Source organism: Devosia sp. P3_B2, from assembly GCF_056402875.1.
On the sequence record NZ_JBFUGO010000006.1, the window covers coordinates 35,506 to 48,613 of the forward strand.

At 65.3% G+C, this 13,108-nt stretch carries 21 protein-coding genes; 11 read left to right on the top strand and 10 right to left on the bottom strand.

The features are described from left to right. Nucleotides 1-5: 5 nt before the first annotated feature. Genes AC1DV8_RS10305 through hslV form a run of 3 tightly spaced genes read right to left on the bottom strand, consistent with a single transcriptional unit; the run spans nt 6 to nt 1,577 of the window. Nucleotides 6-515 (bottom strand): N-acetyltransferase family protein, encoded by a 510-nt coding sequence (locus AC1DV8_RS10305; RefSeq protein ID WP_477151825.1) that lies wholly within the window; start codon nt 513-515, stop codon nt 6-8. After that, nucleotides 512-1,030, bottom strand: a complete 519-nt coding sequence (locus AC1DV8_RS10310) for a GNAT family N-acetyltransferase (protein WP_477157404.1) — start codon at nt 1,028-1,030, stop codon at nt 512-514. Before AC1DV8_RS10310 ends, AC1DV8_RS10305 begins: the two co-directional genes overlap by 4 nt. Beyond that, nucleotides 1,017-1,577 (bottom strand): ATP-dependent protease subunit HslV, encoded by a 561-nt coding sequence (hslV, locus tag AC1DV8_RS10315; RefSeq protein ID WP_477151823.1) that lies wholly within the window; start codon nt 1,575-1,577, stop codon nt 1,017-1,019. The genes AC1DV8_RS10310 and hslV overlap by 14 nt, the downstream gene beginning before the upstream one ends. A 194-nt stretch (nt 1,578-1,771) precedes the next feature. Between hslV and hisB the strand changes: the two genes are divergently transcribed. Next, complete coding sequence (hisB, locus tag AC1DV8_RS10320) at nt 1,772-2,359, top strand: imidazoleglycerol-phosphate dehydratase HisB (protein WP_477157405.1); 588 nt, start codon at nt 1,772-1,774, stop codon at nt 2,357-2,359. A 3-nt stretch (nt 2,360-2,362) separates the two neighbouring features. On the opposite strand, the gene AC1DV8_RS10325 is transcribed toward hisB, so the two are convergent. Further along, nucleotides 2,363-2,746, bottom strand: coding sequence for a YciI family protein (locus AC1DV8_RS10325; protein ID WP_477151821.1), 384 nt, complete (start codon nt 2,744-2,746; stop codon nt 2,363-2,365). A 19-nt stretch (nt 2,747-2,765) separates the two neighbouring features. Beyond that, nucleotides 2,766-2,924, bottom strand: coding sequence for a hypothetical protein (locus AC1DV8_RS10330; RefSeq protein WP_477151820.1), 159 nt, complete (start codon nt 2,922-2,924; stop codon nt 2,766-2,768). Between the two features lie 122 nt (nt 2,925-3,046). Between AC1DV8_RS10330 and AC1DV8_RS10335 the strand changes: the two genes are divergently transcribed. Genes AC1DV8_RS10335 through coaA form a run of 7 tightly spaced genes read left to right on the top strand, consistent with a single transcriptional unit; the run spans nt 3,047 to nt 7,078 of the window. Then, on the top strand, nt 3,047-3,397 hold the full coding sequence (locus tag AC1DV8_RS10335; RefSeq protein WP_477157406.1) for a DUF2628 domain-containing protein: 351 nt from the start codon (nt 3,047-3,049) through the stop codon (nt 3,395-3,397). Beyond that, nucleotides 3,394-4,044: an imidazole glycerol phosphate synthase subunit HisH gene (hisH, locus tag AC1DV8_RS10340; protein WP_477157407.1), complete on the top strand. Its 651-nt coding sequence runs from the start codon at nt 3,394-3,396 to the stop codon at nt 4,042-4,044. Before AC1DV8_RS10335 ends, hisH begins: the two co-directional genes overlap by 4 nt. Next, nucleotides 4,041-4,775 (top strand): 1-(5-phosphoribosyl)-5-[(5-phosphoribosylamino)methylideneamino]imidazole-4-carboxamide isomerase, encoded by a 735-nt coding sequence (gene hisA / locus AC1DV8_RS10345; RefSeq protein WP_477157408.1) that lies wholly within the window; start codon nt 4,041-4,043, stop codon nt 4,773-4,775. The genes hisH and hisA overlap by 4 nt, the downstream gene beginning before the upstream one ends. Next, the gene (locus tag AC1DV8_RS10350; protein WP_477151816.1) at nt 4,775-4,999 is read left to right on the top strand and encodes a hypothetical protein; all 225 of its coding nucleotides are present in this window, start codon (nt 4,775-4,777) and stop codon (nt 4,997-4,999) included. Before hisA ends, AC1DV8_RS10350 begins: the two co-directional genes overlap by 1 nt. Next, a complete protein-coding gene (gene hisF / locus AC1DV8_RS10355) occupies nt 4,996-5,805 on the top strand; it encodes an imidazole glycerol phosphate synthase subunit HisF (RefSeq protein WP_477157409.1) in 810 nt (269 codons plus the stop codon). The genes AC1DV8_RS10350 and hisF overlap by 4 nt, the downstream gene beginning before the upstream one ends. Next, nucleotides 5,802-6,128, top strand: coding sequence for a phosphoribosyl-ATP diphosphatase (locus tag AC1DV8_RS10360; protein WP_477157410.1), 327 nt, complete (start codon nt 5,802-5,804; stop codon nt 6,126-6,128). Before hisF ends, AC1DV8_RS10360 begins: the two co-directional genes overlap by 4 nt. Further along, on the top strand, nt 6,128-7,078 hold the full coding sequence (gene coaA, locus AC1DV8_RS10365; protein WP_477157411.1) for a type I pantothenate kinase: 951 nt from the start codon (nt 6,128-6,130) through the stop codon (nt 7,076-7,078). Before AC1DV8_RS10360 ends, coaA begins: the two co-directional genes overlap by 1 nt. A gap of 53 nt (nt 7,079-7,131) precedes the next feature. On the opposite strand, the gene AC1DV8_RS10370 is transcribed toward coaA, so the two are convergent. Beyond that, nucleotides 7,132-8,133 carry an adenosine kinase gene (locus AC1DV8_RS10370; protein WP_477157412.1) on the bottom strand — a complete coding sequence of 334 codons (1,002 nt, stop codon included), beginning with the start codon at nt 8,131-8,133 and terminating at the stop codon, nt 7,132-7,134. A gap of 77 nt (nt 8,134-8,210) precedes the next feature. Next, complete coding sequence (locus AC1DV8_RS10375; RefSeq protein WP_477151811.1) at nt 8,211-8,810, bottom strand: TetR/AcrR family transcriptional regulator; 600 nt, start codon at nt 8,808-8,810, stop codon at nt 8,211-8,213. A 91-nt stretch (nt 8,811-8,901) separates the two neighbouring features. Here AC1DV8_RS10375 and AC1DV8_RS10380 point away from each other — a divergent pair, with 91 nt between their 5' ends. Beyond that, nucleotides 8,902-9,351, top strand: a complete 450-nt coding sequence (locus AC1DV8_RS10380; RefSeq protein ID WP_477157413.1) for a DUF2214 family protein — start codon at nt 8,902-8,904, stop codon at nt 9,349-9,351. A 24-nt stretch (nt 9,352-9,375) separates the two neighbouring features. Here the strand turns inward: AC1DV8_RS10380 and nth are convergent, their stop codons facing one another. Then, nucleotides 9,376-10,059 carry an endonuclease III gene (gene nth, locus AC1DV8_RS10385; RefSeq protein ID WP_477157414.1) on the bottom strand — a complete coding sequence of 228 codons (684 nt, stop codon included), beginning with the start codon at nt 10,057-10,059 and terminating at the stop codon, nt 9,376-9,378. A 30-nt stretch (nt 10,060-10,089) separates the two neighbouring features. Between nth and AC1DV8_RS10390 the strand changes: the two genes are divergently transcribed. Next, nucleotides 10,090-10,578, top strand: coding sequence for a DUF2244 domain-containing protein (locus AC1DV8_RS10390; protein ID WP_477151808.1), 489 nt, complete (start codon nt 10,090-10,092; stop codon nt 10,576-10,578). Nucleotides 10,579-10,638: 60 nt separating this feature from the next. Further along, entirely contained in the window at nt 10,639-11,502 is an 864-nt protein-coding gene (locus tag AC1DV8_RS10395; RefSeq protein WP_477157415.1) for a methylated-DNA--[protein]-cysteine S-methyltransferase, read from the top strand. A gap of 131 nt (nt 11,503-11,633) precedes the next feature. Here AC1DV8_RS10395 and AC1DV8_RS10400 read toward each other — a convergent pair whose 3' ends face one another. Both AC1DV8_RS10400 and dapB read right to left on the bottom strand, forming a co-directional pair. After that, complete coding sequence (locus tag AC1DV8_RS10400; protein ID WP_477157416.1) at nt 11,634-12,248, bottom strand: 2,3-bisphosphoglycerate-dependent phosphoglycerate mutase; 615 nt, start codon at nt 12,246-12,248, stop codon at nt 11,634-11,636. A gap of 14 nt (nt 12,249-12,262) precedes the next feature. Next, entirely contained in the window at nt 12,263-13,069 is an 807-nt protein-coding gene (dapB, locus tag AC1DV8_RS10405) for a 4-hydroxy-tetrahydrodipicolinate reductase (RefSeq protein ID WP_477157417.1), read from the bottom strand. Between the last annotated feature and the right edge of the window lie 39 nt (nt 13,070-13,108).

The following is a 13,108-nucleotide window of genomic DNA, read 5'->3' on the forward strand; positions in this document are numbered from 1 at the left end:
ATCCGTCACTTTCCGCTGCCCTCATCGAGGCGCAGCACCATGAGATAGTCATCGTAGAAGACGCCATCGACCTTCAGGCCGCGCGGGTCTTCGCCGTATGTCACAAAGCCGTGCCGCTCGTAGAGCCGGCGGGCCGTTGGGTTGTCCTGCGTCACCGCGAGGTGCAGCTGCAGGACGTGGTTGCGGGCTTCCGCGATCACCGCGGCGATCAACAGGTCCGCGCCGCCTTTGCCCCGTGAGCCGGGGCTGAGATAGACGCCAACCAGGTGGCCGCGATGCGCCGACTTCAGCATCGCCTCGCGATAGAAGCCGGCAGTGCCGACCAGCGCCTCCGCATCGAACAGGCCGAACACGAAGCCCTTGTCGAGGCGGTCGACCCAGGCCGAAGCCGGCTTGTCGATCTCCTCCGCGAGGCTCGAGCCGAACGAGGCGGGCGAGTTCTGCAGCCCTTCGATCCGGAGCGACCGGTAGGCTTCGGCGTCTGCAGCGGCGAGCCGGCGGGTGGTCCAGCTCACGCGAAATCTCCGTCGGCGTTCCGCGCCATCATCAGCGCCGGGCCGTATTCCGAGTGCCGCGTATCGAAGCTCTCGAACCCGGCTTTCTCGTATGCCCGGATCGCCGCCGCATTGGCCGGATCGGGATCGATGATCACCCGGATGGCGCCTTCCTCGAACAGTAGCTCGACGAACGCCTCGATCAGCCGCGGGCCGTGGCCTTTGCCGATCAGCTCGGGCACCCCAATGAACTGGTCGATCCCCAGCGTTCCGGTCGGCTGGTCCTGGTACGGGTGGCCATCTTCGAGATGCGGATCGTAGCTCTGGATGTAGCCGATCGGCTTGCCATTGAGCTCGACGATGAACGGCTCCACCGAGATGCTATCGATGTGGCCTTCGATCGACTTCAGCGCTTTGCCCAGGTCGTTGTCCCACCATTTCGCCACGTGCGGCTCCGCCAGCCAGCGCGCCAGGAGCGGCAGGTCGGCTTGCGTCACGGGCCGGAAGCCGTAGCGGTGGGCGTCAGACGGTTTCAATCGTTTCGACCGTCACGTTCTCGTTGGTGTAGATGCAGACCTCGGCCGCGATCTTCATCGCCTTGCGGGCGATCTCCTCGGCATCGAGCTCGGTGTTCTCGCTGAGCGCCAGGGCCGCGGAATAGGCGTAGTTGCCGCCTGAGCCGATGGCGATGGTGTTGTGGTCGGGGGTCAGCACGTCGCCGGTGCCGGTGAGCACCAGGGTGACGTCCTTGTCGGCGACGATCATCATCGCTTCGAGCCGGCGCAGGTAGCGGTCGGTGCGCCAGTCCTTGGCGAGCTCGACCGAGGCGCGCATCAGCTGGTCGGGGTACTGCACCAGCTTGGCTTCCAGCCGCTCGAACAGCGTGAACGCGTCGGCGGTGGCACCGGCAAAGCCGCCGATTACCTTGCCGTCGGCGAGGCGCCGGACCTTCTTGGCGGAATGCTTCATCACGGTGTTCCCGACCGAGACCTGTCCGTCACCGGCCACTACCACCTTGTTGCCCTTGCGGACGGCGACGATCGTCGTGCCGTGCCAGCCGGGGAACTCGTTGTCCTTCGACATGTTGGGAAAAACTCCAGAACTGTTGGACCCTATTTAGGCACGGGTCGAGGGAATGCAAACCTGGCTAGCCGGTTGGGTAGTTTCCCGGAGGTTACCTGGGTCGCGCCGCTCACGACGTGCGGCCCTCTTTCACCGCATCTTCACCCCTCAGGCGCTATCTGCTAAAGCCGCCGCGCCAGACAGGGACTGCAGCCATGCGCACCGCCGAGATCAAGAGGAAGACCAATGAGACCGACATCAAGGTGTCGGTGAACCTCGATGGGTCCGGTAAGCACGACATGCAGACCGGCATCGGCTTTCTCGATCACATGCTGGATCAGCTGTCCAAGCACTCGCTGATCGACATGAGCGTCGTCGCCAAGGGCGACCTGCACATCGATTTCCACCACACCGCCGAGGACGTCGGCATTGCACTGGGTGAAGCGATCAAGCAGGCGCTGGGCAACAAGCGCGGCATCCGTCGCTATGCCTCGTCCGACCTGCCGATGGATGGGACGCTGACCCGCGTCGCGCTCGACGTCTCGGGCCGGCCGTTCCTCGTCTGGAAGGTCGAGTTCACCCGCGACAAGGTGGGCGAGATGGACACCGAGCTGTTCCGCGAGTGGTTCCAGGCCTTCGCCATGAATGCCGGCATCACGCTGCACGTCGAGACCTTCTACGGCGACAACAACCACCATATCGCCGAGAGCGCCTTCAAGGCGCTGGCCCGGGCATTGCGCTCGGCCGTCGAGATCGACCCGCGCGCTGCGGATGCGATCCCTTCGACCAAGGGTACGCTCTAGCGCTTAGCCCTTCGGCCGACCCTCGTCGTCGGTCTCCATCCCGAGCAGCGGCATCACCTCCACCGCGTGGCAGGGAAAGATCGACATGTGCGGGTGGCCCTCGAACATTTGCGCCGCCGCCTCCAGCGACGGCGCCCGAACCACCACAAACACCGTTAGCTGGTTGACAGCGTCAGCCACGCCGTCGTCGGAGACGCGCTTGGTTTTGCCCAGCGGTCCGCCCTGGTAGACGATCGAATCCTTGTGCTTTTCGTCCCAGGCTTCGAGCGCCGGCAGGCCGATCGCGTCCTTGGCTCGCCGTTCCTCCTCGGATAGCGCGTACCAGGCCTGCCATTTCGGCCCGGCCTTGTCGCTGTAGAACACCGCGAGATACTTACCGTCGGCCATTTCGCGCCTCCCGGCGAGATCAGCTGAAGCCGTGCGTGGCGCCCGCGCCGATGAGGACCGCGGTGAAGACCGCCATCAGCACGAGCAGCCCGACGGCGAGCCAGCCGATGAAGATGCCCTGGCTGGGCTTGGAACCCATGGTTCCGTCGCCATGCGGATCGGGTGAATCGTGCGTCATGGAGCTCTCCTCGAAGCCTGTTGAACGAACGGCATGGCAGGCGGTCGGTTCCCTCATCTTCCAACCGTGCGGGTTTTGCTCTAAGGCGAACCCGCAACCACGCCGATCCAACGAGGATAACCGTGACCCTCTATTCCGTCTACGAGCGCCCGAACGATGCGCCCACTGCGGTGGCCGATCGCTTCTCCTGGTCCGCAGCCCTGCTGCCGCCGGTGCATGCGCTCGTCCACGGGCTCTGGCTGCTGCTCACGGTTTGGGTGGTCGGCACCGTGGCGATCATCGCTTCGAGCGTGGTGATCGGTGGTGAAGCGGCATTCTGGATCTACGCGCTGTTCGCCACCCTGATCGGTTTCGAGGCTTCGAGCTTCCGCCGGGTGAAGACCGGCAAACGTGGCGGCCTCTATCGCACCGAGATCGTCGCCGCCGGTGAAGACCTGGCACTGGTCGACTACCTGAAGCGGCAGACCCGATGAGCACGGTCACCATTATCGATTACGGCTCGGGCAACCTCCGCTCGGCCGCCAAGGCCTTCGAGCGCGCCGCGCGTGAGACAGGGACCGCCGACGAGATCCTCGTCACCGACGACGTCGAAGTCGTCCGCCGCGCCGATCGTATCGTCTTGCCCGGGGTCGGCGCCTTCGCCGATTGCCGCGCCGGGCTCGATGCCGTCACCGGCATGGTCGACGTGTTGGAAGAGCGGGTGATCAAGGGCGGCGTGCCGTTCCTCGGCATCTGCGTCGGCATGCAGCTGATGGCCACGGAAGGCCGCGAGAAGGCGATCACCAAGGGCCTCGGCTGGATCCCCGGCGCTGTCGTGCGGCTCGAGCCGAAAGGCGACCTCAAGGTGCCGCACATGGGGTGGAACACGCTGACCATCCGGCAGCCCCATCCGCTGCTATCGGGCATCCCCGACGGACCGGATGGGCTGCACGCCTATTTCGTCCACTCGTACCATCTGGCGGTGGACCGCCCCGAGACGTTGATCGCCACGGCTGACTACGGCCAGGACGTCACCGCCATCGTCGGGCGCGACAACATGCTGGGCACCCAGTTCCACCCCGAAAAGAGCCAGAGCCTCGGCCTGACCCTGATCGGCAACTTCCTGAGGTGGAAGCCATGATCCTGTTCCCGGCCATCGACCTGAAGGACGGCCAGTGCGTTCGCCTGAAGCTCGGCGATATGGACCAGGCCACGGTGTTCAACGACAACCCTGCAGCGCAGGCGAAGTCATTCGAGGACCAGGGTTTTGAGTACCTGCACGTCGTCGATCTCAACGGCGCGTTCGCGGGCAAGAGCGTCAATGGCGAGGCGGTGCAGGCCATCCTCGACACGGTGAGCTTTCCGGTGCAGCTCGGCGGTGGCATCCGCTCTATTGCGCATATCGAGGAGTGGCTCGACCGCGGCCTCTCTCGCGTCATCCTCGGCACCATCGCGGTGCGCGATCCGGCGCTGGTGCGCGAAGCAGCGCGGTTGTTCCCCGGCCAGGTGGCGGTCGGCATCGATGCGCGCGGCGGCAAGGTGGCGGTGGAGGGTTGGGCCGAGACGTCCGAGCTGACCGCGATTGAACTGGGGCAGCGCTTCGAGGGCGCTGGGGTCGCCGCGATCATTTACACCGACATCGACCGCGACGGCATTCTGAAGGGCATCAATTGGCCTTCGACGCTGGAGCTGGCGGAAGCCGTGTCGATCCCGGTGATCGCCTCAGGCGGGCTCGCCTCGATGGACGACATCCGCACCATGACCGAACCACGCTACCAGATCCTCGAAGGCGCCATCTCCGGCCGGGCGCTCTATGACGGGCGCATTGATTCACGTGAAGCAATAGCGCTGCTGAAGCAGCGGGCCGCCTGATGGCCGAGCTCAAGAACAAGCCGGTGCTGGTCGAGCGGGTGCGGCTCTGGTGGTATCCAGTGGCGCTGGTGCCCATATTGGCGCTGTTCTACGCCGGCTTCTCCGGCATCCTGCCTACGCTGTTCGGCCTTGCTGGACTGTTCGCATTCTTTTTCTGGGTGTTCTCCTTCGGCTTTGCGATCTACGCCCGGCTGAAGCGCCCGCCCTCGGATCCGCGCCAATGAGCCTCAAGACCCGCATCATTCCCTGCCTCGACGTGAAGGACGGCCGCGTCGTGAAGGGCGTGCAGTTTGTCGATCTGGTGGACGCCGGCGACCCGGTGGAAGCCGCCATCGCCTATGACGCCGCCGGCGCCGATGAACTCTGCTTTCTCGACATCACCGCCAGCTCCGACAACCGCGAGACCATCTTCGACGTGGTGGCGCGTACCGCCGAGCATTGCTTCATGCCGGTGACGGTGGGTGGTGGCGTCAGGAAGATCGAGGATATCCGCAAGCTTCTCCTGGCAGGCGCCGACAAGGTGGCGATCAACACCTCGGCGGTGAACGATCCCGACTTCGTCGCCCGGGCCGCCGACAAGTTCGGCGACCAGTGCATCGTCGTCTCGGTTGATGCCCGCCAGCGCCAGGTTCGCGCCCCCGGCCAGCACAACATGGACGAGTGGGAAGTCTTCACCCATGGCGGCCGTAACCCGACCGGCCTCGATGCAGTCGAGTTCGCCGCGCGGATGGTCGAGCGTGGCGCCGGGGAACTGCTGGTCACCTCGATGGATCGCGACGGCACCAAGTCCGGGTTCGACCTGAAACTCACCCGCGCCATCGCGGACGCTGTGCATGTGCCGGTGATTGCCTCGGGCGGCGTCGGCTCGCTCGATGACCTGGTGGATGGGGTGAAGGAGGGGCACGCGTCGGCGGTGCTCGCCGCCTCGATCTTCCACTTCGGCACCTACACGGTGGGCGAAGCCAAGGACTACATGGAGCGCCACGGCATCGCCATGCGTCACGACCTCAATCCGGGAGCCACGAAATGAGCTTCACCCTCGAAGCGCTGGACCAGCGCATCGCCGCCCGCGCCGGCGCCTCGCCGGAGGAGAGCTACACCGCAAAACTCCTCGCTGGCGGCGTCGAGCGCTGCGCCAAGAAGTTCGGCGAGGAAGCGGCCGAAATCATCATCGCCTCTGTGACCAAGGACAAGAAGGGCACCGAGGGCGAAGCGTCCGACGTGATCTATCACCTCCTGGTGCTGCTCCGCGCCGCCGGGGTACCGCTGGCCGACGTGATGGCGCAGCTCGAGCGCCGCACGGCGCAATCGGGCCTCGAGGAGAAGGCGTCGCGCGGGAAGGCCCAAAGCTAATGGGGGTCAAGAAGCTCGAGCTCGCCCCCTACCACTATTTCACCAAGGCCGAGTGGAGCGGCTTCCGCGCCGACGAGCCGATGACGCTCGACGCCGCTGACGTGAAGCGGCTGCGTGCTCTCACCGACCCGATCTCGTTCACCGAGGCCGAGGAGATCTACCTGCCGCTGAGCCGGCTGATCTCACTCTATGTGGAAGCGACCCAGGAACTACACCGGGCGTCGACCAAGTTCCTCGGCGCTGATGGCCGGAAGGTGCCCTACATCATCGGTGTTGCGGGTTCGGTAGCGGTGGGCAAGTCCACGACCTCGCGTATTTTGAAGGCGCTGCTCAGCCGCTGGCCGAGCTCCCCCAAGGTCGACCTCGTCACCACGGATGGGTTCTTGTATTCGAACAAGCAGCTGGACGAGCTGAAGCTCGCCGAGCGCAAGGGGTTTCCGGAGAGCTACGATCGCGGCGCGCTGATCCGGTTCCTCTCGGACATCAAGTCGGGCAAGCCCGACGTAAAGGTGCCGGTCTACTCGCACCTCGTCTACGACGTCATCGATGGCGAGTTCATCACCATCGACCGGCCCGACATCCTGATCGTCGAGGGGCTCAACATCCTGCAGCCGGGCGAAATGCCGAAATCCGGCAAGCCGATCCTCTTCGCCTCCGACTTCCTCGATTTCTCGATCTTTATCGATGCCGACGAGAACGACCTGACCACCTGGTTCATGGAGCGCTTCAGGCGCCTGCGCGAAACCGCGTTCGCCGACCCCAAGAGCTTCTTTCACCGCTTCACCAAGATGAGCACGGAGGAAGCCGAAGCCTTTGGCATGTGGGCGTGGAAAGAGATCAACCTCCCGAACCTACGCGACAACATTCAGCCGACGCGGAGCCGGGCGGATTTGGTGCTGACCAAAGGGCCGAGCCACGCGATTGAGCGGGTGGCGCTGCGGAAGGTTTAGTGTGCTTGGCTGCCCCTCACCCCGAGGGTTAGGGTGAGGGGCGCCCCGCGCGCCTAAATCCCAATCCCCTTCTCGGCCGCCAGCGCTTGCAGGTCCGCTACCGGCCGGGCGCCTATATGCGAAATCACTTCGCTGGCCGCGAGGCATCCGGCCTGCAGCGCAGTGCGGTAGTCGCGCTCGCGGGCGATGGCCAGGAGGAACCCTGAGGCGAACAGGTCGCCGGCGCCGGTGACGTCGACCACTTCGGGCACCGCATAGGCCGGCACGGTGATGATCTCGCCCTCATGCACCACCATTGCGCCGTCGGCGCCCATGGTGATGGCAGCCAGTTCGGCGTCCCTGGCGATCGCCTGGACGGCGCCGTGGAGGTCGGTCTGGTACAGCGACTTCAGCTCTTCGATATTGCCGAAGACGATGTCCATGGTCTTGGACCGGATCAGGTCGAGGAACTCGTCGCGGTAGCGGTTGACGCAGAACGGATCGCTGAGCGTGAACGACGCAGCGCGCTCATGCTTGTGGGCGTAGTGCGCGGCCATGACGAACGCCTTCTTGGCCTCGGTCGGGTCCCAGAGGAACCCTTCCATGTAGGTGACCGTGGCGCCGCCGATCTCGTCTTCCTTGATGTCGGCGGTGGTGAGCTGGTGGCAGGCGCCGAGATAGGTGTTCATGGTCCGCTCGCCGTCCGACGAGAGGAGGATCATCGAGCGGGCCGTCGCAGGACCATCCTTGAGGCGGGAGACGCCGTAGTGCACGCCTATCCGTGCGAGGTCATCGGCGAACACGTCGCCGAGCGGATCGTCAGCGACCTTGCCCACGAACGAGGCCTTGCCGCCCAGCGAGGCGACGCCGGCTGCCGTATTGGCGGAGCTGCCGCCCGAGATCTGCCGCTTGTTGTCTGGCATCCGGTCGTAGAGGTAGGCCGAACGGTCGGCATCGACCAGGTGCATGATGCCTTCCGACAGGCCCTCGCGTTCGAGGAAGCCGGGATCGATGGGCGCAATGACGTCGACGATGGCGTTGCCGATGGTGAGAACGTCGAACCGGGTCTCGGCCATCGGCGATCCTTCAATGAATGGTGCGAAAAGAACCGCGCCGGAAATAGAGGAGATTGCGCTCTGGCGCAACGCCAACCTCAGGCCGGGCGCGGCTTTCCGAAGCGCTGCGCGTGCCGGCGGGTCAGCGCCTTGACCAGCGGCTCGGCATTGGCAGCGGAGACGCCGAGCAATTGCTCATCGAGCAGCAGCATCGAGAGTCCATGGACAAAGGCCCAGGCGCTGATCGCTGCCTCGCCCGGGGCCTCCGGATCTTCCTTCGCCGCGGCAACTGCGAGGCTTTCGTAGGCCGCGTCGGCTGCGCGCCGCAAATCCTTGTCCTCGAACTTGCCCAGTTCTGACGAGAACATCAGCTTGTAGAGCCGCGGGTAGCGCAGCGCGAACTGCACGTAGGCTTCGGCCATCGCCCCAAACTGCTCGTCTTGCGGCAGGCCGGCCTTTGCCGCCTCCACGGATTCGAGGAACAGTGCGAACCCTGCGGCGGCGACTGCCTGGATCAATGCCTGCTTGTCGCGGAAATGCCGGTATGGCGCTGCCGCCGAGACGCCGACCCGCCGCGCCAGTTCGCGCATGCCCAAGGCTTCCGTGCCGCCTTCCAGCAGTAGTTCCAGTGCCGCCTCGACCAGCGCCCGGCGCAGGTCGCCATGATGATAGCGGTCGGAACTCTCGGATGTTGACATTGCTCACATGCAGGCTTATCTCGGTGCGAACAGTGTTAACATGCTGCCTCGCACAGGTCGAGGCGCGTTTGTCCGAACCGGGAGCGACATGATGACCGACCTGATCCTCGCCATTGCCCACCACCTCGCCGTCTTCACCCTGGTGGCGATCTTTGCCGCCGAGTTTGCGCTGTTGCGGCCCGGGATCGAGGGCAAGCGCCTCGGCCAGCTCGGCGCACTCGATGGCGCCTATGGCGCGACGGCCGGTCTCGTCATTATCGTCGGCATCATCCGGGTGATCTTCGGGCCGGCGGGGTGGGAGTACTATGTCGGCAACTGGGTGTTCTGGGCCAAGATGATCGCCTTCGCCGGCGTCGGCCTGGCGTCGATACCGCCGACTATGGCGATTGCACGGTGGCGGAAGGCGGCGAAGGCGGATGTGGGGTTCGCGCCGGTTGCGGCCGAGATATCGGCGGCACGCCGGTTCCTGTTCCTGCAGGCGGGGTTGCTGGTGTTCATCCCGAGCTTCGCCGCGGCGATGGCGCGGGGGTATGGGGTTTAGCGGGAACTCGACAGACTGGCTGTATCAATTGCCCTTCGGCGCGGGCGTCTTCGGCTCGAACCGGCACCACTCGCGAATGATGCAGCGCCAGCAATCGGGTTTTCGCGCCTTGCAGATGTAGCGGCCGTGGAGGATCAGCCAGTGGTGGGCGTGCAGCAGGTACTGGTCCGGCACCACCTTCAGCAACCCGGTCTCCACCGCCAGCGGGTTGTCGCCCGGCGCCAGCCCGGTGCGGTTGGCGACGCGGAACAGGTGCGTGTCCACCGCGATCGTGGGTTGCCGGAACGCGATGTTGAGCACCACGTTCGCCGTCTTCCGCCCGACGCCGGGCAGGGTTTCCAGCGCCTCGCGATCCTCGGGCACTTTTGAGTCGAACTTCTCGATCAGCTGCTGGCTCAGCGCGAAGACATTCTTTGCCTTGTTGCGAAAGAGGCCAATGGTCTTGATCTTGTCCTCGATCTCAGCGACGCCAAGCCCGACCATCTTCTCGGGCGTATCCGCCAGCTGGAACAACAGCTTGGTCGCCTTGTTCACGCCGGCGTCGGTCGCCTGGGCCGAAAGCACCACCGCTACCAGCAGCGTGAAGGGGTTGACGTAGTCAAGTTCGCCCTTCGGTTCGGGCTCGGCCGCCGCAAAAGCGCCGAAAATGGCTTCGACATCTGACGTTGGTAGGCCCTTTGGCAGTCGCTTCACTTTTTGCTGCGCCATTTCCGTCATCCCGATTCTGAGGCTATACTGATGCCCAAGATGACGACCCAAACGCAAGCGAGGCCGCTATTCGCGGCAAAGCTGACGCCCCATCGATCGCTGGGACGCAAGGGTGTTCGCGTTGTCGTGGTGCTCTTTGCGGTGCTGGCCACCATCCCCGGCATGGTCTTCTTTTCGATGGGCGCCTGGCCGATCGTCGGCTTTCTCGGCCTCGACATTGCGTTGATCTGGTGGGCGCTCAGCGCCTCGCAGCGCGATGGCAAGCGCTACGAGGAAGTGACGCTGTGGCCTGATCAGCTTGAGCTGAAGCAGGTCGACGGCACCGGCAAGGAAACCCTCAGCCGGTTCAACCCCTATTTCGTCAAGCTGGTGGTCGATCGCGATTTCAACGAGCGCACCGTCGCGTTGCATCTGAGGACCCGCGACCGCGACGTCGCGCTCGGTCAGTTCCTCAACCAGGACGAAAAGTCGAGCTTCGCCAAGGCTTTCGGCACCGCGCTGAAGCGCGCGCGGGTTTAGGCACAAGAGCGTCAAAACCGGGTCGCAACCGGCGGCGGGCGCGCCTATGTTCCGCTCATCATGAGCAAACACCAGAACATCATCGCCAACTCGGACTACGAGACTGTCCAGGCCGCGATTGCTTATCTCAGCGAGACGCTGCCGGACGAAACCGATCTGCCGCGTTTTGCCCGTGCCCTCGGGCTGACCGAGCGGCAGCTCACCGACCTGTTCCGCCGCTGGTGCGGGCTGAGCCCCAAGAGCTTCGCCCAGGCCGTGGCGCTCAATCACGCGAAAAAGTTGCTGGCCGACCAGCAGAGCGTTCTCGACACCACTTACGAGGTGGGCCTGTCGTCGACCTCGCGCCTGCATGACCTGTTCGTCACCCACGAGGCCATGCCGCCAGGCGCCTTCCGGGCGAAGGGCGGGGGCCTCGAGATGATCTGGGGCGCCGCGCCGTCGCCGTTCGGCACCGCGGTGCTGACCATGACGGAGTACGGGCTCTCGGGCATCGGTTTTGCCGACGAGAACATGTCGATCGAGGAAGCCTTCGAGGACCTCGCCAATCGCTGGCCCAACGCTCGCTATCGCCGCGACGACAAGGCCGTCGCGCCGATCGCCGCCCGGGTGTTCGACCCGAGCCGCTGGAACCCGGAAGAGCCAGTCCGCGTCGTCCTAATCGGCACCGATTTCGAGGTGCAGGTGTGGGAGACGCTGCTGCGCATCCCCGTGGGCAAGGCCACGACCTACCAGCGGGTCGCCAACCACATCGGCCGGCCGACTGCGGCGCGGGCGGTGGGGGCCGCGGTGGGAAAGAACCCGATCAGCTTCGTGGTGCCGTGCCACCGCGTGGTGGGCACCAGCGGTGCGCTGACCGGCTACCACTGGGGTGTGCCGCGGAAGCGCGCGATCCTGGGGTGGGAGTCGGGGGTTGTGGGGGCGTAGACCCCTCATCCGGAGCTTCGCGCCACCTTCTCCCCGACGGGGAGAAGAATATGCTGTGGTTCGATCTGGGCACCCATTCCTCTCCCCGTCGGGGAGAGGGTGCACCGGCGTAGCCGGGACGGGTGAGGGGTCTAGACCGTCACCTTCTCCGCCAGCTTCCCGTCCGCGCCGATCCGATAGACCACCGGCTCGCCCGTCGCCAGTTCCCGCTTCAGGATCTGCTCGGGCGTCAGCTCCTCGATCGCCATGACGATCGAGCGCAGCGAATTGCCGTGGGCGGCGACCAGCACGGTCTTGCCGGCCTTCAGCAGCGGCGCGATGCGGGCGTCGTAATAGGGCAGGGTGCGGGCCGCGGTGTCCTTGAGGCTTTCGCCGCCGGGCGGGGGGACGTCGTATGAGCGGCGCCAGATGTGCACCTGCTCCTCGCCCCACTTGGCCCGCGCGTCGTCCTTATTCAGCCCGTTCAGGTCGCCGTAGTCGCGCTCGTTGAGGAGCTTCGAGCGATTGATCGTCACCTCGGTGACGCCGGTCTCCTCGAGGATCAGGTCGAGCGTGTGCTGGGCGCGCTTCAGCGCCGAGGTGAAGTAGCTGTCCGGCACGTAACCGGCGGCCTTCAGGCGCTTTCCGGCGCTGCGGGCTTCCTCGATCCCCTTCTCGGTGAGATCGGGGTTGCGCCAGCCGGTGAACAGGTTCTTCAGGTTCCATTCGCTTTGGCCGTGGCGAACGAGGATCAGCGTTCCAGTCATCGTCAAAACCCTTGTCAGTTGAAGCCGAGCACGTCGGCCATGTTGTAAAAGCCCGGCTTCTGGCTGCGGGCCCAGAGCGCGGCGCGCACTGCGCCGTCGGCGAACAGCGCCCGGTTGTCGGCGATGTGGTTGAGTTCGATCCGCTCGCTGGGGCCGGCGAGGATCACGCGGTGCTCCCCGATGACGTTGCCGCCGCGCAGCGTCGCAAAGCCGATGCTGCCTTCCTCGCGCGGGCCAGTATGGCCGTCGCGTACGCGAACCGAATGCGTCTTGAGGTCGAGGTTCCGCCCACGGGCTGCGGCTTCACCGAGCATCAAGGCGGTGCCCGAGGGGGCGTCGACCTTCTTGTTGTGGTGCATCTCGAGGATTTCGATGTCGAAGCCCGGCAGCGCGGCCGCCGCCTGCTTCACGAGGCCCATCAGCAGGTTCACGCCGAGGGAAAAGTTGCCGGCCTTGACGATGCGCGCGCCCGAGGCTGCCTCGTGGATCGCCGCGTCGTCCGCTTCGCTGCAACCCGTTGTGCCGATGATGTGGACTAGGCCGCGCTTCGCCGCTTCCTTCGCCAGCGCCACGGAGTTGGCCGGCGCGGTGAAATCGACGATGGCATCGGCGCCGTTGAGCGCCGCTGCAATGTCGTCGACGACTGTGACGCCCAGCGCCTCGATGCCGGCCAGCTCGCCCGCATCCTTGCCGATCACCGGCGCCCCGGCGCGATCGAAGGCCGAGACTACGGTAATCCCGGGCGTCGAGGCGATGGCGCGGATATTGGCTGCGCCCATCTTGCCGCCTGCGCCGGCGATGGCGACCTTGAGGTCAGACATGCTTGCTCCTACGGAACTCGTGCCGACGCCTATAGCCCA